Here is a 19,715-nt window from a genome sequence, read left to right on the forward strand (position 1 = left end):
CCGGGACAGTACCGGTCGGACAGGATCGCCGGGTACCGTGGACCCGGCCCGGACCACGGACGAACTGCCGAGCGCCGAGGACATCGCAAGGAGACGCAAGGTGTTCAATGACATAGGACCGCTCGAGCTGGTCACGATCGTTGTCCTTGCCGTGCTCGTCTTCGGTCCGGAGAAGCTCCCGAAGATGATCCAGGACGTCACGCGGACCATTCGCAAGATCCGTGAGTTCTCGGAGAGCGCCAAGGCGGACATCCGCGAGGAGCTGGGTCCGGAGTTCAAGGACTTCGAGTTCGAGGACCTCAACCCCAAGACGTTCATCCGCAAGCAGCTGGACAACGACGAGCTGGGGCTCAAGGAGATCCGTAACGGCTTCGACCTGAAGAAGGAGATGGCCGAGGTCACGGACGCCGTGCACGGCCGCGAGTCCGAGACACCGTCCTCGGCGTCCTCCTCTTCCTCGTCGGCGGGCTCCACCGGCGGCACCGTGGACATGACGAAGAAGCGCGAGAAGCTGGCGCCGGAAGAGCGCCCGCCGTTCGACGCGGACGCCACCTGAGGCGACCCGGCGCCATCTGACCCCGGGCGGCGCGCCCGCCGTCCGGAACGCGCTTCACTTTCAGTCGAACGCCGTCCGTCTCCCCGTACCCCGCTTGGGCTTCCATGCGTTCGGGATGCGCCGGATCAGGTGCGTATGTGAGCCATGTGCCGACCGGTTTTCCGGCCTTCGGCGGACCTGTGGCTATCCTGCCTAGTTGTTGTGCGGACCGGACGGACGCCCGAAGGGGGGCGGGCCACTCGGTCCGCCGAGAGCGAGGAGGCGTCCGGGCAGATGGAGACGACAAGTCGGGTAGGCGCGCAGGCGCCGGCTGCGGAGGGTGGACAACAGCTCCCCTCCGCCCGGCGCACGGTCGACGGCTACCTGCTGGCGCCCTTCCCGTGGTACGGCCTCGACGAGGCCTTCACGGGGCCGCGCTGGCTGATGCAGGTCGGCGCCGCGGCCGACGGAGCCATCGAACACGGCTCGATCGGACACGGTGACGAGCCGTCGGTGCGCAGTGAGTCCACCGAGGACAAGGAGCGATTCGCGGTCGTGGTGACCGTCGCGGGCAACCCCGTGCGGCGCAGTGCCGACGGTACGGGGCTGCTGGAGGCCACTTCGGTGTCCTCCGCGGCCTGGCTCGCCGGGGTGGGGCTGCTGTCCTTCACCTGGCCCGGCCAGATGGACCACACCCTGCGCGACGACTGGCTGGACCAGCAGACCGAGACGGCGTGGGTCCTCGCGGACGATCTGAACGGGTCCGACTGGTCGACGCTGTCCCTTCCCGTGGACGGGGTGCCGACGCCGTTCCACTACAGAGAATCCGAATTCGGCTGGGTCCTCGCGGGGTCCACGCAGGAAGGGGTTCATGTGGGGGCGTACGGGCGGGGGATGAGCGCGTACGGGGTGGCTTTCGCGATGATCAAGGACATCGGCACGTACGCCTAGGCGGCGGGCCGCGCGGTTGTTCGGGTGCGGGCCGGTGGGGGCGGGCCGCGCCGTTCCCCGCGCCCCTTCCGGGGCGTGTGGCCTCCGCCGGACTGTCGGGTGCGGGTGCGTTGCTGGCGCAGTTCCCCGCGCCCCTGAAAGACGGGGCTGCGCCCCTGTCTTTCGTCTTCAGGGCCGGTGGGAACTGCGCGGCCGACCCCACCGGCCCGCACCCGACAGTCCGGCCCGGGCACGCGCCCGACAGGGGCGCGGGGAACGGCGCGAGCAACCCCCACCGGCCCGCGGTCGACCGAGTACAGAACCCCGCGGGGGCGCTCGCAGGGGGCTAGAACTTGTTGCGTGGGGTGATGCCCAGGGACATGCCCGACAAGCCCCGCTGGCGCCCACCCAGCTTGCCCGCGATGGCACGCAGCGCCGACCCCGCCGGCGAGTCGGGGTCCGTCAGGACGACCGGCCGGCCGTCGTCGCCGCCCTCGCGCAGCCGCACGTCGATGGGGATGGAGCCGAGGACGGGCACGGTGGCCCCGGTGGTCCGGGTCAGCCCGTCGGCCACCGACTGCCCACCCCCCGTACCGAAGATGTCGACCATCTCGTCGCAGTGGGGGCACGGCATGCCCGCCATGTTCTCGACCACCCCGACGATCTTCTGGTGGGTCTGCACGGCGATCGACCCGGCCCGCTCGGCGACCTCCGCCGCGGCCTGCTGAGGGGTCGTCACGACCAGGATCTCCGCGTTCGGGACGAGCTGCGCGACCGAGATCGCGATGTCGCCCGTACCCGGCGGCAGGTCCAGGAGCAGTACGTCCAGGTCGCCCCAGTAGACGTCCGCGAGGAACTGCTGGAGGGCGCGGTGGAGCATCGGACCGCGCCACACGACGGCCGAGTTGCCCGGAGTGAACATGCCGATCGAGATGACCTTCACGCCGTTCGCCGACGGCGGCATGATCATGTTCTCGACCTGGGTCGGGCTGCCGTCGGCGCCGAGCATGCGGGGCACGGAGTGGCCGTAGATGTCGGCGTCCACGACCCCGACCTTGAGGCCGTCCGCGGCCATCGCCGCCGCGAGGTTGACCGTCACGGACGACTTGCCCACGCCGCCCTTGCCCGAGGCGATCGCGTACACGCGCGTGAGCGAGCCCGGCTTGGCGAAGGGCACCTCGCGCTCGGCCTGCCCGCCGCGCAGCGCGGACGCCAGGTCCTTGCGCTGCTCGTCGCTCATCACGTCCAGCACGACGTCGACGCGCGTGACGCCCTCGACGCGCGAGACCGCCTCGGTGACGTTCTTCGTGATGGTGTCGCGCATCGGGCACCCGGAGACAGTCAGGTACACCGCGACCGCGACCGAACCGTCCGCGCCGATCTCCACCGATTTGACCATCCCCAGCTCGGTGATGGGTCGCTGGATCTCGGGGTCGTTCACCGTCGACAGTGCTTCACGCACCGCGTCTTCCGTAGCCATGGGGTCGATGGTACGGCGCCCGGCCCGGGGGCCGGAAAGCCCCGTCACCGGTCGTCTACGTCACGTCCCCGGGGGTGTTCTGCCGGGAATACGCCACGCCGGTCGCCGGACCGGTCGCCCGGCCCGTCCCCGTCGCCGTCGCGGCGCCGTTCGTCCAGCTCCTTGACCAGGTCCTCCAGCTCGGAACGGATCCAGTCCCGGGTGGCGACCTCGCCGAGGCCCACGCGCAGCGCGGCGATCTCCCGGGTCAGATATTCGGTGTCGGCGATCGACCGCTCGTTCTGCTTGCGGTCCTGTTCGAGGTTGACCTTGTCGCGGTCGTCCTGCCGGTTCTGCGCGAGGAGGATCAGCGGAGCGGCGTACGAGGCCTGGAGGGAGAGCATCAGGGTGAGGAAGATGAACGGGTAGTTGTCGAAGCGCAGATCACGCGGCGCGGACACGTTCCACACCACCCACAGGATGATGACGAACGTCATCCAGACGATGAACCGGCCCGTGCCGAGGAACCGCGCGATCCGCTCCGAGAGCCGTCCGAAGGCCTCCGGGTCGTACTCGGGCAGGAATCTGCGCCGCGGCGGCTGCGGCTGGTCGAGCCGCAGCCGGGGCCGCGTGGTGGCGCTCGCCCCACCGGTGGCCCGTTCCCTGCCCTCGCGCTCAGGGGCCATCAGGGGGCCTCCTCGACGCCGGACCCGACCGCTTCCTCGTCCAGGTGGAACTCCCTCTCCCGCCAGTCCTCCGGCAGCATGTGGTCGAGGACGTCGTCCACGGTGACCGCGCCGAGCAGCGAACCGCTCTCGTCGACGACGGGCGCCGCGACCATGTCGTACGTGGCGAAGAAGCCGGCCACGACGGGCAGTACGGCCTCCGGGTCGAGCGGTCGCAGGTCGTCGTCGATGATCGAGCCCACCAGCGTGTACGGCGGATCGCGCAGCAGCCGCTGGAAGTGGACCGTGCCGAGGTACTTGCCGGTCGGGGTCTCGTCCGGCGGGCGGCACACGTACACCTGGGCGGCCAGCGCGGGGGAGAGGTCGGCGTTGCGCACCCGGGCGAGGGCGTCCGCGACGGTCGCGTCGGGCCGCAGCACGATCGGCTCGGTCGTCATCAGACCGCCCGCGGTGCGTTCCTCGTACGCCATCAGCCGCCGTACGTCCGCCGCGTCGTCCGGGCGCATCAGCGCGAGCAGCCGCTCCTTGTCCTCCTCCGGCAGCTCGCCGAGCAGGTCGGCCGCGTCGTCGGGGTCCATGGCCTCCAGGACGTCCGCGGCGCGCTCCTCCTTGAGTTTGCCGAGGATCTCGATCTGGTCGTCCTCCGGCAGCTCCTCCAGGACGTCGGCGAGCCGGTCGTCGTCCAGGGCCGCCGCGACCTCAGCGCGCCGCTTCGCGGACAGATGGTGCAGGACGTTCGCGAGGTCGGCGGGGCGCAGCTGCTCGAAGGTGGCGAGCAGGTTCTCGGCGCCCTGTCCGTGCTCCTCCAGCGAGAACCCGGTGACGGCCGACCACTCGACGGTCAGCGTCTCGCCCTTGGCCCGCCGGAACGCGCCGCCGGTCCGCCCCTTCCGTACGAAGACCCGGTCGATCTCCCAGTCGCGGCGCGCGGGCAGCTGCTGGATGGCGATGTCCAGGACGGTGACCGTCTCGGGCGGTTCGCCGGACTCCGCGAGGGTGACGCGCCGGTCGAGCAGCTCACCGAGGACGAGCCGCTCGGTGGGGCGCTGCTCGAACCGGCGGACGTTCAGTACGCCGGTGGTGATGACCTGGCCCGACTCGATGCCCGTCACCCGGGTCATGGGCAGGAAGATACGGCGCCGGGTGGACAGTTCGACGACGAGGCCGAGCAGTCGTGGGGGCCGCCGTCCCACGCGCAGCATGGCGACGAGGTCGCGCACGCGCCCCACCTGGTCGCCGTTGGGGTCGAAGACGGCGATGCCGGAGAGATGCGAAACGAAGATCCTGGGGGCGCCTGCCGCCATCCGGGCGCCTCCTTCTTCGTACGGGCTTCGATGTACGGACTGTGCTGTACGGGCTTCGGTTCGGGCGTTATGAAGTGTCATGTCCGCTCGGGTGGGCTTCAGGCTAGCCCGTCCCGGTCGGATACGCCCTGGTGAGCGGTGCGGACGGACTGACTCCGAGTGGCGTAGCGGGCCCCGGTACGCTGCGGTACGCCGTTGAGGACAACCGCACGAGAGGCAGCGCCACCTGTGACTGCGATTCCCCGTGGACGAACCCGTAAGGCCGCGTTGGCGAGGGCCGTGTGCGCGCTCTTCGTGGCGGGGGCAGGGGTGACGGGGTGCGGCGGCGAGGACCCGGACGCGGGGACGAACGGGGTCGGGAAACTTCCTCCCGCGAAGATCCAGAGCCGAACGCAGTCGGCCGCGGAGGCCGCCGGGACGGTACGGCTGTCCGGGGCCGTGGTCAGCGACAAACGCACCTACAAGCTGGACATGCAGCTCAAGAAGGACGGCGGTACGGGGTCGGTCACCTCGGACGGTGTGACGTTCCGCCTGCTGCGGGTGGACGAGCACCTGTTCATCAAGGCCGACGCGGACTTCTGGAACCACCAGGACGGCAAGAGCGACGACAGTACGTCGGACACGGCTGCGGCGGGGAAGCTCGAGGGTATGTACGTGAAGGTTCCGAAGGGGGACCCCGCGTACCGGCAGCTCAGTGTCTTCACCGACAAGGACGTGCTGCTGGACGGGCTGCTGTCCCTGCAGGGTGAGCTGGCGACGGACGGCCACCACGAGCGGAACGGCGTCCGCACGATCCGGCTCACCGCCGGGGACGAGGGGGCCGGTGGCCGGATCGACGTCTCCCTTGAGGGCAAGCCGTATCCTCTGCTTCTCGTCCGGGCCGGTGACGCGGGCACGATCCGTCTGACGGACTGGGGCCGCGACTTTCCCCTGAAGGCCCCGGAAAAGGCGGACACGGTCGACTACGGCCAACAACTCCCGTCGTCCTGACGCAACCCACCCACGACCGTCCACGCCCGGCTGCGGCCCGGTGGGGGTCGCCCGCGCCGTTCCCCGCGCCCCTCAAAGACAAAAAGATTGCGCCGTTCCCCGCGCCCCTGGGGGCTGGAGGTCGGGGGTCGGGTGCGGGGCGGTGGGGGTTGCCCGCGCCGTTCCCCGCGCCCCTTAGGGGCGAAAGACTGCGCCGTTCCCCGCGCCCCTGAACGCGGTGGTGGCCGTGCGGCTGGAGGCTGAAAGACCGGGGCGCAGCCCCGTCTTTCAGGGGCGCGGGGAACGGCGCGGGTGACCCCCACCGGGGCCGCAGGTGATATTCGACCCGCGGAGCCCTCAGGCGCGCCGGCGGCGGCGGAAGAGCAGGCGAGGCAAACCAGCCGGGGCAGGCAACCGCGTAGTCGCCGACGTAGGCACAGGCGGCGCCGCCAACGACCCCGAAGGCAAAGACGCAGTAGAACCCGTCGGCGCCAGCCGGACGACCCGGCACTCGCGAGCCCACCGCTCGGTCATCGCCTCACCGTCGGGCGCGTTCAACCGCTTCCCCTTCAGCTCGCCGACGGCAACCCCCCACTCGTCGGACCCCGGAGCGAGCTCCACGACGGACGCGGTCCAGGACACCAACCGCCCGCCCTTGTCCTTGCTGCGGACGGTCACGACCGCCTCCCGCCCGTCCACGAGCCCGGGCAGCGGCTGCTCACCGGGCCCGTCGCCGACCAGGTACACGGCCCCGTCGTGCCACACGTGCCACAACGCCCGCGCAGGCGCGCCCCGGCCCGGGTCCTGGCTCTGGTCCTGGGGGTCCAGCGACGGGACACCGTTCCCCCGCACCCAGATGAGCCCGGACTTCTTCGTGGCCTCCTCGACGAGGGCCTGTTCGGCAAGAGCCTGATCCGTCATGAGGGCCACCCTAGCGTCGGCCCCGTAAGGCCCTCGAAGGGTTCTGGGAGCGCGTTCTCGGAGCGCGTTCTCAGAGCCAGCCGTTGCGCTTGAGCGTCCGGTGGATCCCGAGGCAGAGCACCACCGTGAGGCCCATGATCGAGGGGTACCCGTACCGCCAGTGCAGCTCCGGCATGTGCTCGAAGTTCATGCCGTACACCCCGCACACCATCGTCGGCACGGCGATGATCGCCGCCCAGGACGTGATCTTGCGCATGTCCTCGTTCTGCGCGACGGACGCCTGCGCGAGGTTGGCCTGCAGGATCGAGTTGAGCAGTTCGTCGAAGGCGACGACCTGCTCGTGCACCCGCGCCAGGTGGTCGGCGACATCCCGGAAGTACTTCTGGATGTCGGGGTCGACCAGCCGCATCGGCCGCTCGCTCAGCAGCTGCATGGGCCGCAGCAGCGGCGACACCGCACGCTTGAACTCCAGTACCTCACGCTTGAGCTGGTAGATCCGCGCCGAGTCGACACCGCGCGACACCCCGCCCCTGCGGCCGGGGGAGAACACCTCGGTCTCGACGTCGTCGATGTCGTCCTGCATGGCGTCCGCGACGGCGATGTAGCCGTCGACGACGTGGTCGGCGATGGAGTGCAGCACGGCGGAGGGACCTTTGGCGAGCAGCTCCGGGTCGTCCTGCAGCCGGTGCCGCAGCGCCCGCAGGGAGCCCTGCCCGCCGTGCCGCACGGTGATGAAGAAGTCCCGCCCGGTGAAGCACATCACCTCGCCGGTCTCCACGACCTCGCTGGTGGCGGTGAGTTCGTCGTGCTCGACGTAGTGGATGGTCTTGAAGACGGCGAACAGCGTGTCGTCGTACCGCTCCAGCTTGGGCCGCTGGTGGGCGTGGACGGCGTCCTCGACGGCGAGCGGGTGCAGCCCGAACTCGGCTGCCACGCCCGCGAATTCGTCCTCGGTGGGCTCGTGCAGGCCGATCCACGCGAATCCGCCGTCGCGCCGCACCTGACGGATCGCCGTACGCGGGGTCAGGGTGTCGTCGGACGGGAGGCGGACGCCGTCGCGGTAGACCGCGCAGTCCACGACGGCCGAACTCTCCGCGGCCGAGCGGGTGGTGTCGTACGCGCCGCCGTCCTTGCGGAGCGAGGGGCGGACCGCGGCACGCAGGTTGTGGATCATCGACATGGGTGGCTCCTTCGCGAACGAAGGCCGCCGACGACGGTTGGAACTGCCCGGAATGGGGACGTCCAGACTGCGGATGTTTGGCACGTCCACAAAGCGGGGAGCACCGCACCGTCACGGTGGCGGCTTCGCTACTGATACAGATCAGAAAAATTCAGACAGATCAGGGAAAACGAAGTGCTCTTCCGTTGTGTACCGGACCGGCCATGACGCGAGCACAGGAACGAGTGCGTGTGCGAGAGGCGGCAGCCGGCAGAGCGTGAGCTCGGGAAGCTGAGAGGAACTCAGCAGCCGGAAGAGCGGGTGGTACTGCCTGGTCGACTTCGATCCATGGAGCCCCACCTCCTCCGGCCGGTCCCCCGTAGGGGAGGTCCATCCCCCGTAGGGGAGTCTCATGCGTCGAGACGTGGGCCGGGACTTGAGAGCGACGCTTCTGCGTGCTGCCCCGGCCAGCGGCCAAGACTAGCAGCCGGCTGAAGTGTCAAGCCGTCGCTTTGCCCGCTACTGACGAGTTCTATGCTCGGCGCATGGTTGATGTTCTTGCTCTGGTGGAAGCCCGTTTGCGTACCGCCCTGGGCGAACCGGACGCGCGCGCCGCGGTGACGTTCCTGGGCACGGACCGCATCGAGGTGCTCCGTTTCACGGACCTGGACACCTCCGGTACGGGCCCCACCGGGATCGTCCGTTACGCGACGCTCGGCATGTCGGCCCAGCCGATGGCGGACCCCACGGCGGCCGTCGCCGACCCGGTCGCGGGCCCGCGCGCCGAGCTGGTCCTGTCGGTACGGGCCGGTGCGGCCGACACCGACAAGGTGCTGCGCCCTCTCGCCGTACTGGCCGCGTCCCCGCAGGTCGAGGGCCTGGTCGTGGCCCCGGGAGCCTCGCTGGACGTGGGTGATCCGCTGTGGCCGGGCGCCCCCTTCACCTCCGTCCTGGTCGCCGAGCCGGGCGGCCTGGTCGAGGATCTCGCACTCGACGCACCCCTGGATCCCGTACGTTTCCTGCCGCTGCTGCCCATGACGCCGAACGAGGCCGCGTGGAAGCGGGTGCACGGCGCGGGGGCGCTCCAGGAGCGCTGGCTGGCAAGCGGAACGGACCTGCGCGACCCTGCACGCACGTCCGTTTCCCTGGACTGACCCCAACAGTCGACCCGCGTCGGCCAGTTGGCTATCTCACACTCGGCGAAGCCCTCCGTGGAGCACGCGATGAAGCACTCCGTGAAGCACGCACGGAGAGAGGTCCGACGGAGGGCCGGGACTCAGTTCGCGAAGACGGTGACCCCGTCCTCCACCGCGTGCCGCTCCTCCAGCTCCTCCGCCTCGTGCGTCAGGGCGTCCCGGCGTACGAGGACCACGAGCGCGCCCAGCGCCGCCGTGACCGCCGCGACCACGAACGGGATGTGGATGTTGCTCCACCCCTCGATCCGGGGGGCGAAGAAGGGCGCCGCGGCGGCGGCGAACCAGCGGACGAAGTTGTAGCCGGCGCTCGCCACCGGGCGCGGCGCGTCCGACACGCCGAGGGCCAGCTCCGTGTAGACGGTGTTGTTCACGCCGATGAAGGCACCGGAGAGGATCGTGCAGACGACGGCCGTGGTGTGACTGCCGTAGCCGAGGACGAGTACGTCGGCCGCGAGCAGCACCAGTGAGCCGCCGAGCACCTTCAGCGAGCCGAACCGGGCCTGCATGCGCGGCGCCACGAGCACCGAGAACACCGCGAGCAGCACACCCCAGGCGAAGAAGACCGCGCCGCTCTTGTACGGGGTCATGTTCAGTACGAACGGGGTGAAGGCCAGCACGGTGAAGAACGTGTAGTTGTAGAAGAACGCCGAGCCCGCCACCGAGGCGAGGCCGCCGTGGCCGAGGGCCCTGACCGGGTCGAGCAGGCCCGTCTTGCGCGCGGGCTTCGGCTGCTCCTTCAGGAACGCCGTGATGCACAGGAACCCGATCGCCATCAGGAACGCGGTGCCGAAGAACGGGTAGCGCCAGCTGGCGTCACCGAGCAGCGCGCCCAGCAGGGGTCCGCAGGCCATGCCGAGGCCCAGGGCGGACTCGTACAGGAGGATCGCCGCGGCGCTGCCGCCCGCCGCCGCGCCGACGATGACGGCGAGGGCGGTGGAGACGAACAGGGCGTTGCCGAGCCCCCAGCCGGCCCGGAAGCCGACGAGCTCGCCGACCGAGCCGGACGTGCCGGAGAGTCCGGCGAAGACCACGACCAGCGCGAGGCCGAGGAGCAGGGTGCGACGGCCGCCGATACGGCTGGAGACGAAGCCCGTGACCAGCATCGCGAGCGCGGTGATCAGGAAGTACGAGGTGAAGAGCAGCGAGACCTGGCCGGCGGTGGCGTCCAGGCCCTTGGCGATGGACGGCAGGATCGGGTCGACGAGGCCGATGCCCATGAAGGCGACGACGGATGCCCCGGCGGTCGCCCAGACCGCCTTCGGCTGACGCAGGAGGCTCGTGGCCCCCGCGTCGAAGGTGTCCCCTTCGGTGGGGCCTCCCGTGCTGCTGTTCATGCCCGCTCCTTCACGCTGCTCGCGGAGAGATGCTCGTAGATGGTTGGCGTATACACATAATAAGTTAGATCGGCTAACGAATGCAAGCTACATCTAGTTTTCCCCGGTGGTGGGCCGTGGCGACGAGGTGACAGGCGCGCGCCGGACGGGTGATCGTCCTTGACGCGACGAAGGACGGGGAGGACCGTTGTGCCTTATGAGGGGCGAACCCAGTTGCCCGAAGTGTGGTGGCCGGGTCAGGGCTCCCGGCCTCTTTGCCGACTCCTGGCAGTGCGATGTGCACGGCATCGTGCATCCGCTGCAGCCCGTGATCCCGCCCAGCGTGGAAGCCCTCGGCGTGGTCGTGCACCGTGCGCGTGTACCGGTGTGGATGCCGTGGCCGCTCCCTGTCGGCTGGCTCTTCACGGGTGCGGCGTTCGCCGGCGACGACCGCAGCGGCGGTCGCGCGACGGCCGTCGCCTGCTCGGGGCCCGGGCCGCTCGGCGGCTTCGGGGAGCTGATGCTCGTCGCCGAGGAACTGGGCGTGGGCCTGGGCGCGCGGTACGCGGGCATCGAGGGGCTCGACCCGGGTCCGTACATGAACGTCGACAAGCCCCCTCAGGTGAAGGTGCTGGCCGCGGGGCGGCCGACGCCGCTCTGGCACGTCCCCGGGGCGCCCGGCGACCGGGCCGTCTTCGCCGGTGAGGCGCTCGGGCTGTGGCTGTGGGCGGTCGTGTGGCCCGAGCAGTCGGGGATGATGATGTACGACGAGCTGGTGCTGACGGATCTGCGGGACGCCGGTGCGGAGGCGGATCTGTTGCCTTGCGGGGCGCTGTCGCCGCGGATCCTGGAGCCGTAGGCACCGCCGGTCCGTGCGGGGTCCCTCCGGGGGTGCGCGGGTTGTCGGGTGCTGGTCCGGTGGGGGCCGTTCGCGCAGTTCCCCGCGCCCCTCAGGTGGTGGGGGTGAGCCCCTGCCGTCAGGTCTGACTGGGGGGTGTTCCTGGGGCCGTTATCCTTGGACGGTTCCCTTTGTCCTGGTCTTGTCTGGAGTCCGCTCGTGCGCGTCGATCTGCACTGCCACTCCAAGGCCTCTGACGGTACGGACACCCCCGCCGAGCTGGTACGCAACGCCGCCGCGGCCGGTCTCGACGTCGTCGCGCTGACCGACCACGACACCACCCGCGGTTACGCCGAAGCCATCGCGGCCGTGCCCGCCGGGCTGACGCTCGTGACCGGCGCCGAACTGTCCTGCCGCCTCGACGGCGTCGGCCTGCACATGCTGGCGTACCTCTTCGACCCCGAGGAGCCGGACCTGCTGCGCGAGCGCGAGCTCGTACGCGACGACCGGGTGCCCCGGGCCCAGGCGATGATCGGCAGCCTGCGCGAACTGGGCGTGCCCCTCACCTGGGAGCACGTGGAGCGGATCGCGTCCGGCGGGTCCGTGGGCCGGCCGCACATCGCCACCGCGCTGGTCGAGCTGGGCGTGGTGCCGACCGTCTCGGACGCGTTCACGAGCGAGTGGCTCGCCGACGGCGGCCGGGCACACATCCAGAAGCACGAGTCCGACCCCTTCGAGATGATCCGGCTGGTCAAGGCCGCGGGCGGAGTCACCGTCTTCGCGCACCCCGCCGCCGCCAAGCGGGGCCGGACCGTACCGGAGTCCGCGATCGCCGAGCTGGCCGCGGCCGGTCTCGACGGCATCGAGGTCGACCACATGGACCACGACGAGGCCACCCGGGCCCGGCTGCGCGGCCTGGCGGCCGAGCTGGGGCTGCTGACCACCGGTTCGAGCGACTACCACGGCCACCGCAAGGCCTGCGAACTCGGCGAGTACACGACGGACCCCGAGATCTACGCCGAGATCACCCGCCGCGCGACAGGCGCGTTCCCCGTCCCGGGCACGGGCGGACCGGCGGGCGTCTAGTACCTCGCACCGCTGCCGAACCGGCTCGGAGCGCCCACCCATCGGCCGGGCACCGCCGCATTCGGCAGCGACCCGGCAACTCGCCCCACCTCCGAGCAGCCCCCCCCAAGGGGCGCGGGGAACGGCGCGCCCAGCCGCGACGCACCCGCAGCGACCCACACACATCCACATCCCCCACTTCCGAGCACGGCTCACCCCCAGCCCTGTAAGGGGCGCGGGGAACGGCGCAACCAGCCACGACGCACCCGCAGCGACCCACACACATCCACCCCCACCCACCCCCTCAACACTCAGCAAGGCTCACCTGCTCATGTTCGACCTCGCCGTCTTCGGCTCCCTCTTCCTCACGCTCTTCGTCATCATGGATCCCCCCGGGATCACCCCGATCTTCCTCGCGCTGACGTCCGGCCGCCCCGCCAAGGTGCAGAAGCGCATGGCCTTCCAGGCCGTCTGCGTCGCCGGCGGTGTCATCACCGTCTTCGGTCTCCTCGGGCACCAGATCCTGAACTACCTGCACGTGTCGGTCCCCGCCCTGATGATCGCCGGCGGCCTGCTGCTCCTGCTCATCGCGCTCGACCTGCTCACGGGCAAGACCGACGAGCCCAAGCAGACCAAGGACGTCAACGTCGCCCTCGTACCCCTGGGCATGCCGCTGCTCGCGGGACCCGGCGCGATCGTGTCCGTCATCCTCGCCGTGCAGAAGGCCGACAGCGTGGCGACCCAGGTCTCGGTGTGGGCGGCGATCCTCGCCATCCATGTCGTGCTGTGGATCGTCATGCGGTACTCGCTGCTGATCATCCGGGTCATCAAGGACGGCGGAGTCGTGCTCGTGACGCGCCTCGCGGGCATGATGCTCTCCGCGATCGCCGTGCAGCAGATCATCAACGGCGTCACCCAGGTCATCCAGAACAGCTGACGTGCGGCCGGGTGGGGCGCGACCGAACGCGAAACCCCCGCCCGGCATCGTGCCGGACGGGGGTTTCGAAGACTGTCTGTGAAGACTGTCGAACAACCGCTGTTATGAGGCCGAGGCGTCGGCCGGGCGGATCCAGAGGCGCTGCCCGATGGCGGCCGCCTGCTGAACGATCCGGTTGACGGAGGCGGCGTCCACGACGGTGCTGTCCACGGGCGTGCCGTCGACGTCGTCGAGTCGCATGATTTCGAAGCGCAAGGGCTTCTCCCTTCGTCTGGTCATCCTCCTGGAGGAGAACTACTGGTGGGGGTGGGTGAGCGAGCCGCGTGCGTCCCGCGTTCCCATAGGAGTCAACGGGTTGATTGTTACGAACATTCCCTACGCTAAAGAAAACTTTCGAACGTCTAATTACTTGTGAGTATCGGGACCGACTGTGTACACACAGTGACGTCCTGCGACAATGAGGCGCATATGAATGACGACATCGCGGCAGCCGACGATCCCGACGACTTCTCCGCCCTCGTCGCGCGCATCGACCGCTCGAACGAGCTGCTCCAGCGCATGCTGGCCGAGGTGGCGAAGACGCCGTCGACCCACGCGATCTTCGTCGACGCCGGGTATCTCTACGCCGCCGCGGGCCGGCTCGTGGCGGGCACGGAGGACCGCCGGGCCTTCGAGCTGGACGCCGAGGGGCTCATCGACGCGCTCATCGACCGCGCGCGCACGATCTTCGCGGACAGCAGGCTGCTGCGTGTCTACTGGTACGACGGGGCGCGGCGCCGCATCCACACCGCGGAGCAGCAGTCCATCGCCGAGCTGCCCGACGTCAAGGTCCGGCTCGGCAACCTCAACGCCAACAACCAGCAGAAGGGCGTCGACTCCCTGATCCGTTCCGATCTGGAGTCACTGGCCCGGCACCGCGCCATCAGCGACGCGGCACTCATCGGCGGCGACGAGGACCTGGTCTCGGCCGTCGAGGCGGCACAGGGGTACGGGGCCCGGGTCCACCTCTGGGGCATCGAGGCACCGGAGGGCCGCAACCAGGCGGAGCCGCTGCTCTGGGAGGTCGACAGCCAGCGCACGTTCGACCTCGACTTCTTCAAGCCGTACGTGGCCCGGCGCACCTCCGCCTCGTACGAGACGTCGGCGGTGGCCCGGCCGAGCCGGGAGGACGTGCGGTTCGTGGGGGCGCAGATCGCGGCGAAGTGGCTGGCCGCGCGGGGGCGGGAGTCCCTGGCCGAGCTGCTGCCCGGCCATCCGTATCTGCCCGGTCCCGTCGATCAGGAGCTGCTCGTGGAGTCCGAGGGGCTGTTGCAGTACTCGCTGCGCGGGCAGGCCGATTTGCGGCGGGCGTTGCGGGACGGGTTCTGGGAGCACTTGCAGGGGCAGTACTGAGGGTTTCGCCGGGGGTGGCGGTGACCTGCGGGCCGGTGCGGGTGGTGACCTGCGGACCCGGTGGGGGCCGTTCGCGCAGTTCCCCGCGCCCCTTACGGGGCCCTGAGCGGGCCCTCCTGACCCAGGCCGTCCCAGAAAGCGGCCAGCGCCTTCGCCGTCTCCAGCGGGCGGTCCGCGTTCGGGGAGTGCTCGGCCCCGTGGATGATCGTGCGGTGTGCCTCCAGGCGTACGGCCATGTCGTCGAGCAGCGGGACCGGCCACGTGTCGTCGCTCTCGCCCGACAGGACGTGCACGGGCAGGCGCAGGGCCGCCAGCTCGGCCGCGCGGTCGGGCTCCTCGCACAGCTGTCGTCCCGCGGCGGCGAGCTGGGCCGGGCTGTTGCCGAGCCAGCGCCGCCTGAGGTCCTGCTGGTCGTCGAGGCCGGCGTCCAGCTCGCCCTCGGCGTCCTCCGGCGGGTCCAGCGCCCGGATCGCCTCCCACACCTGCGCCATGTCCATCACGCTCAGCGCGTCCCGCAGCAGCTTCACCCGCTGCTGCTGACTGGGGGAGATCTCCGCGGGCCCGGAGGACACCAGGGTGAGCGACCGGAAGCGGGCCGGTGCAAGCAGAACGGCCGCGCGCGCGACCTGTCCGCCGAACGAATGGCCCAGGAGATGGAAATGCTCCTCGGAGCCGCCGGAGCCGCCGGAGCCGCCGGAGCCGCCGGAGCCGCCGGAGCCGCCGGAGCCGCCGGGGCCTTCGGTGAGCGCGTCGAGTTGTGCGAGCACGTCCAGCGCCAACTCGCCCTGTGCGTAGGGCGTTTCGTCGTCACGTGAGCCCGGTGACTCGTACTGGCCCCGGCCGTCCACCGCGACGGTCCGGTAGCCGGCCGCCGCCAGTGGCTCGTGCAGCGAGATGAAGTCCTCCTTGCTGCCGGTGAACCCCGGCAGCAGCAGCACGGTTCCCTTCGCGGGGCTGCCCGCGTCGATCACGGCGAACTCCCCGCGCGCGGTGCCGAGGCGATACGCGCGGGCCCCGGAGGGCGGTACGAAGGTGAAGGGCCTGCTCATGAGAAGGAGGCTATCCGGGCAACCTGTCGGGCGGCATACCGGGCGGTGGCACAGGGCTTGCGAAGCCCTGTCGGCGCTCTGTCGGCGCCTTGCCGAGGCTTCCTCGCGGCTCTCTCGCGGTTCTTTCGCGACCTTTACGTGGAACGCCGACGGCCCGGCCCCCACGAGGGGAGCCGGGCCGTTCGGGTGCGGAACTCAGCCCTCCGTGGGCTCGGTGGCCGCAGCGGCCTTGCGCGTACGGCGACGCGGCTTGGCCTCGGGCGCGGCCTCGGCCGTGACCGTCTCCGTGACCGCGTCCGTGGCGGTCGCCTTGGCGGCCGTCTTACGGGTGCGGCGCGGCTTGACCGGAGCCTCGGCGGGGTCCGCCACGGCCTCGGTGGCCTGGGCCGGGATGTCGGCCTCGGCGACCGCGGCCTTACGGGTACGGCGGCGGGGCTTCGTCTCGGTCGCCTCGGCCGTGTCCACGGCGCTCTCCGCCGCCTCCACGGGCGCGGCGGCCTTGCGGGTGCGGCGCGGCTTGGTCACCGCGGCGGCGGGTGCCTCGGCCGTCGTGCCCTCGGCGGTGTCCACCGCGGTCTCGGCGGCGACAGCGGCCTTGCGCGTACGCCGACGGGGCTTGGTCTCCTCGACGGGCGCCTCGTCCACCGGGGCGACCACGGCGGCCGGAGCCGCGGGAGCCGTCTCGGCGGTTGCGGCGGCCTTGCGGGTGCGGCGACGCGGCTTGGCCTCGGGCTCCTCGGTCGCCTGCGCCGGGATACCGGCCTCGACGACCGCGGTGACCTCGGCGGTCTCGGCGACCGCGGCCTTACGGGTCCGACGACGCGGCTTGGCCTCCACGGCCTCCGCGGTGTCCAGGACCGTCTCGGCGGTGGCCGTGGCCGCGGCCTTGCGGGTGCGGCGCGGCTTGGCCTCGACGACCTCGACCGGGTCGGCCACGGCTTCCACCGCGGCCACGGCCGGTTCGGTGACCGCGGCCTTGCGGGTGCGGCGGCGGGGCTTGGTCACCACGGCTTCGGCAGCCTCGGTCACGACGGTCGGCTCGGCCTCGGGGGCCTCCTCGACGACGACGGCCTCGGGCTGTGCGGCCTCCGCCGTACGACGCGTGCGACGGCGGCGCGGCTTGGCCTCGGCGTCCGCCACCGGCTCGGCGACGGGCGTGACGGGAGCCGGGACGACGGCCGTCTCGGGGACCTCGACGGTCGTGCCCTCGGCCGTGGCGACCGCGGTCGCGGCTGCCTCCGAGGCCGCGGCACGCGTACGACGACGCCGGCGCGCGCTGCGCGACTCCGTCGCCTGCCCGGGCTCGATGCTGTCGGCCACGGCCTCCGGCGCGGACTGCGCCGCCGTCTGCGACGTGCTCTGCGACGTGTTCTGCGGCTCCGCGGCGTCGAGCGCCGTGCCGTTGCGCGTACGACGACGGCGGCGCGGGGTCCGCTCCGAACGGTCGCGATCACGGTCACGGTCACGACCGCGGTCACGGTCGCGCTCGGCGACCGGGGCCGGACCTGCCGCGGGACGGCCACCGCGGCCACCGCGTGCGCCACGCCCACCGGTCTCACCGAGGTCCTCGACGACCTCGGCCGACAGACCGGCACGGGTGCGCTCGGAACGCGGCAGGACACCCTTGGTGCCGGCCGGAATGTTCAGCTCCTCGAAGAGGTGCGCGGACGTGGAGTACGTCTCCGGCGGGTCCGGGAAACCGAGGTCCAGCGCCTTGTTGATCAGCTGCCAGCGCGGGATGTCGTCCCAGTCGACGAGGGTGACGGCGATGCCCTTGGCGCCCGCGCGGCCCGTACGGCCGATGCGGTGCAGGTACGTCTTCTCGTCCTCGGGGGACTGGTAGTTGATGACGTGCGTGACGCCCTCGACGTCGATGCCGCGCGCGGCCACGTCGGTGCAGACGAGCACGTCGACCTTGCCGTTGCGGAACGCGCGCAGCGCCTGCTCGCGGGCGCCCTGGCCGAGGTCGCCGTGGACCGCGCCGGAGGCGAAACCGCGCTGCTGCAACTGGTCGGCGAGGTCGGCGGCCGTGCGCTTCGTACGGCAGAAGACCATCGCGAGACCGCGGCCGTCGGCCTGCAGTATCCGCGAGACCAGTTCGGGCTTGTCCATGTTGTGCGCGCGGTAGATGAACTGCGCGGTGTTCCTGACGGTCGCGCCCGCGTCGTCCGGCTCCGAGGCGCGGATGTGCGTGGGCTGCGACATGTAGCGGCGCGCGAGGCCGATGACCGCGCCCGGCATGGTCGCCGAGAACAGCATCGTCTGACGGCGCACCGGCAGCATGTTCATGATCTTCTCGACGTCGGGCAGGAAGCCCAGGTCGAGCATCTCGTCGGCCTCGTCGAGGACGAGGGCGCGCACGTGCTTGAGGTTGAGCTTCTTCTGGCCCGCGAGGTCGAGGAGTCGGCCCGGGGTGCCGACGACGACGTCGATGCCCTTCTTGAGGGCCTCGACCTGCGGCTCGTACGCCCGGCCGCCGTAGATGGCGAGCACGCGGACGTTACGGACCTTGCCGGCCGTCAGCAGGTCGTTCGTGACCTGGGTGCACAGCTCGCGCGTCGGGACGACGACGAGGGCCTGCGGGGCGTCGGTGAGCTGCTCGGGCTGCGCCCGGCCCGCCTCGACGTCCGCGGGGACGGTCACGCGCTCAAGGAGCGGGAGGCCGAAGCCCAGCGTCTTGCCGGTGCCGGTCTTGGCCTGGCCGATGACGTCGTTGCCCGCGAGGGCGACGGGGAGCGTCATCTCCTGGATGGGAAAGGGACTCGTGATGCCGACGGCCTCAAGGGCCTCGGCAGTCTCGGGAAGGATCCCGAGGTCTCGGAAAGTAGTCAGGGTGCTGCCTCTTCTGTGTACGCGGTGCGAGGCGAGCGCGGGGGTCGTGTCGGGGACCGTGCCGGGGACGTCGGCCGCTATTGACCAGCGGCCGGGGTGGCATGGGACCACTGCCGACGCTCAAGCGTTCGTACCGCTGAGGGTCCCTCCGGATGCCGTACGCACTGTGCCGTACGGGCTGAGAGGGCTGTCGGGTCGGAGCCGATCGGGCCACCGACCGGGCATCCTCATTCGTGCGGATCCGCCGGGTTACGTAGATCAACTCAGCGAGCGCATTACCACCATACCCCGGATCCGCGCATATGCGATGGCCGATTTGGTCACGTAGTCGTCGTCACACTGATTGACCAGGGCCTTCCGCCGTGCGGCGAGCGGGCTATTGTGCGCTTCATGACGACGCCTGCCAAATCTTCCGACGCACCCGCCGAACCCACCGGAGTCGCCGCCCAGGACTGGGCCACGGCCTCCGTGGACCCCCAGTACCGTGCCGCGGTCGTGGATCTGATCGGCGCGCTCGCGTACGGGGAGCTGGCGGCGTTCGAGCGGCTCGCGGAGGACGCCAAACTGGCGCCGACGCTCGGGGACAAGGCGGAGCTGGCGAAGATGGCCTCGGCCGAGTTCCACCACTTCGAGCAGCTGCGGGCCCGGCTGACCGAGATCGGGGCGGAGCCGACGCAGGCGATGGAGCCGTTCGTCGCCGCGCTCGACGGCTTCCACAAGCAGACCGCGCCGTCCGACTGGCTGGAAGGCCTCGTGAAGGCGTACGTCGGCGACTCGATCGCCAGTGACTTCTACCGGGAGGTCGCGGCGCGGCTCGACGCCGATACGCGCAAGCTCGTGCTGGCCGTCCTCGACGACACGGGGCACGCGTCGTTCGCCATCGAGAAGGTGCGGGCCGCCATCGACGCGGATCCGCGCGTGGGCGGGCGGCTCGCGCTGTGGGCGCGGCGGCTGATGGGGGAGGCGCTGTCGCAGTCCCAGCGGGTGGTCGCCGACCGGGACGCGCTGTCGACGATGCTCGTCGGTGGGGTCGCGGACGGGTTCGATCTCGCGGAGGTGGGGCGGATGTTCTCGCGGATCACGGAGGCGCACACGAAGAGGATGGCTGCGTTGGGGCTGGCCGCCTGAGC

18 protein-coding genes are annotated in these 19,715 nt (G+C 71.0%); 9 read left to right on the forward strand and 9 right to left on the reverse strand.

What is annotated here, in order from left to right; genetic code table 11:
* Positions 1-100: 100 nt before the first annotated feature.
* Positions 101-556, forward strand: a complete 456-nt coding sequence (locus ACZ60E_RS21660; protein WP_469442459.1) for a sec-independent translocase — start codon at positions 101-103, stop codon at positions 554-556.
* Positions 557-829: 273 nt separating this feature from the next.
* Entirely contained in the window at positions 830-1,486 is a 657-nt protein-coding gene (locus ACZ60E_RS21665; RefSeq protein WP_210880495.1) for a hypothetical protein, read from the forward strand.
* A 325-nt stretch (positions 1,487-1,811) separates the two neighbouring features.
* On the opposite strand, the gene ACZ60E_RS21670 is transcribed toward ACZ60E_RS21665, so the two are convergent.
* From ACZ60E_RS21670 to ACZ60E_RS21680, 3 genes are read right to left on the reverse strand one after another with little or no spacing between them, the layout of a single operon-like run.
* A complete protein-coding gene (locus ACZ60E_RS21670) occupies positions 1,812-2,945 on the reverse strand; it encodes an Mrp/NBP35 family ATP-binding protein (protein ID WP_469442461.1) in 1,134 nt (377 codons plus the stop codon).
* A 44-nt stretch (positions 2,946-2,989) separates the two neighbouring features.
* Positions 2,990-3,610, reverse strand: a complete 621-nt coding sequence (locus tag ACZ60E_RS21675) for a DUF1003 domain-containing protein (RefSeq protein ID WP_469442463.1) — start codon at positions 3,608-3,610, stop codon at positions 2,990-2,992.
* Entirely contained in the window at positions 3,610-4,914 is a 1,305-nt protein-coding gene (locus ACZ60E_RS21680; RefSeq protein WP_384804553.1) for a magnesium transporter MgtE N-terminal domain-containing protein, read from the reverse strand. The genes ACZ60E_RS21675 and ACZ60E_RS21680 overlap by 1 nt, the downstream gene beginning before the upstream one ends.
* Positions 4,915-5,142: 228 nt before the next feature.
* Here ACZ60E_RS21680 and ACZ60E_RS21685 point away from each other — a divergent pair, with 228 nt between their 5' ends.
* Positions 5,143-5,904 carry a hypothetical protein gene (locus ACZ60E_RS21685; protein ID WP_469442465.1) on the forward strand — a complete coding sequence of 254 codons (762 nt, stop codon included), beginning with the start codon at positions 5,143-5,145 and terminating at the stop codon, positions 5,902-5,904.
* 336 nt (positions 5,905-6,240) lie between these two features.
* On the opposite strand, the gene ACZ60E_RS21690 is transcribed toward ACZ60E_RS21685, so the two are convergent.
* Together ACZ60E_RS21690 and ACZ60E_RS21695 are read right to left on the reverse strand one after the other, a co-directional pair.
* Positions 6,241-6,804 carry a hypothetical protein gene (locus tag ACZ60E_RS21690; protein WP_469442467.1) on the reverse strand — a complete coding sequence of 188 codons (564 nt, stop codon included), beginning with the start codon at positions 6,802-6,804 and terminating at the stop codon, positions 6,241-6,243.
* Positions 6,805-6,874: 70 nt separating this feature from the next.
* Positions 6,875-7,984 (reverse strand): magnesium and cobalt transport protein CorA, encoded by a 1,110-nt coding sequence (locus ACZ60E_RS21695; RefSeq protein WP_384804547.1) that lies wholly within the window; start codon positions 7,982-7,984, stop codon positions 6,875-6,877.
* 524 nt (positions 7,985-8,508) lie between these two features.
* Here ACZ60E_RS21695 and ACZ60E_RS21700 point away from each other — a divergent pair.
* Positions 8,509-9,117, forward strand: coding sequence for a suppressor of fused domain protein (locus tag ACZ60E_RS21700; RefSeq protein ID WP_384804545.1), 609 nt, complete (start codon positions 8,509-8,511; stop codon positions 9,115-9,117).
* A gap of 122 nt (positions 9,118-9,239) precedes the next feature.
* Here the strand turns inward: ACZ60E_RS21700 and ACZ60E_RS21705 are convergent, their stop codons facing one another.
* Positions 9,240-10,493 (reverse strand): MFS transporter, encoded by a 1,254-nt coding sequence (locus ACZ60E_RS21705; RefSeq protein WP_384804543.1) that lies wholly within the window; start codon positions 10,491-10,493, stop codon positions 9,240-9,242.
* 196 nt (positions 10,494-10,689) lie between these two features.
* Here ACZ60E_RS21705 and ACZ60E_RS21710 point away from each other — a divergent pair, with 196 nt between their 5' ends.
* From ACZ60E_RS21710 to ACZ60E_RS21720, 3 genes are all read left to right on the forward strand, one after another.
* The gene (locus ACZ60E_RS21710; RefSeq protein ID WP_384804542.1) at positions 10,690-11,331 is read left to right on the forward strand and encodes a DUF6758 family protein; all 642 of its coding nucleotides are present in this window, start codon (positions 10,690-10,692) and stop codon (positions 11,329-11,331) included.
* 198 nt (positions 11,332-11,529) lie between these two features.
* Positions 11,530-12,396 (forward strand): PHP domain-containing protein, encoded by an 867-nt coding sequence (locus ACZ60E_RS21715; RefSeq protein WP_469442470.1) that lies wholly within the window; start codon positions 11,530-11,532, stop codon positions 12,394-12,396.
* A gap of 310 nt (positions 12,397-12,706) precedes the next feature.
* A complete protein-coding gene (locus tag ACZ60E_RS21720; RefSeq protein WP_384804538.1) occupies positions 12,707-13,312 on the forward strand; it encodes a MarC family protein in 606 nt (201 codons plus the stop codon).
* A gap of 102 nt (positions 13,313-13,414) precedes the next feature.
* Here the strand turns inward: ACZ60E_RS21720 and ACZ60E_RS21725 are convergent, their stop codons facing one another.
* Positions 13,415-13,567: a hypothetical protein gene (locus ACZ60E_RS21725; RefSeq protein WP_094103735.1), complete on the reverse strand. Its 153-nt coding sequence runs from the start codon at positions 13,565-13,567 to the stop codon at positions 13,415-13,417.
* A 213-nt stretch (positions 13,568-13,780) separates the two neighbouring features.
* On the opposite strand from ACZ60E_RS21725, the gene ACZ60E_RS21730 reads away from it, so the two are divergent.
* On the forward strand, positions 13,781-14,704 hold the full coding sequence (locus ACZ60E_RS21730; protein ID WP_384804536.1) for an NYN domain-containing protein: 924 nt from the start codon (positions 13,781-13,783) through the stop codon (positions 14,702-14,704).
* Between the two features lie 92 nt (positions 14,705-14,796).
* On the opposite strand, the gene ACZ60E_RS21735 is transcribed toward ACZ60E_RS21730, so the two are convergent.
* Both ACZ60E_RS21735 and ACZ60E_RS21740 read right to left on the reverse strand, forming a co-directional pair.
* Positions 14,797-15,753, reverse strand: a complete 957-nt coding sequence (locus ACZ60E_RS21735; RefSeq protein WP_469442472.1) for an alpha/beta fold hydrolase — start codon at positions 15,751-15,753, stop codon at positions 14,797-14,799.
* A gap of 195 nt (positions 15,754-15,948) precedes the next feature.
* Positions 15,949-18,495: a DEAD/DEAH box helicase gene (locus ACZ60E_RS21740; RefSeq protein ID WP_469442474.1), complete on the reverse strand. Its 2,547-nt coding sequence runs from the start codon at positions 18,493-18,495 to the stop codon at positions 15,949-15,951.
* Positions 18,496-18,975: 480 nt separating this feature from the next.
* Between ACZ60E_RS21740 and ACZ60E_RS21745 the strand changes: the two genes are divergently transcribed.
* Positions 18,976-19,713, forward strand: coding sequence for a ferritin-like fold-containing protein (locus ACZ60E_RS21745; RefSeq protein WP_328494150.1), 738 nt, complete (start codon positions 18,976-18,978; stop codon positions 19,711-19,713).
* Positions 19,714-19,715 lie beyond the last annotated feature (2 nt).

This window comes from Streptomyces sp. NPDC102514 (assembly GCF_055584525.1).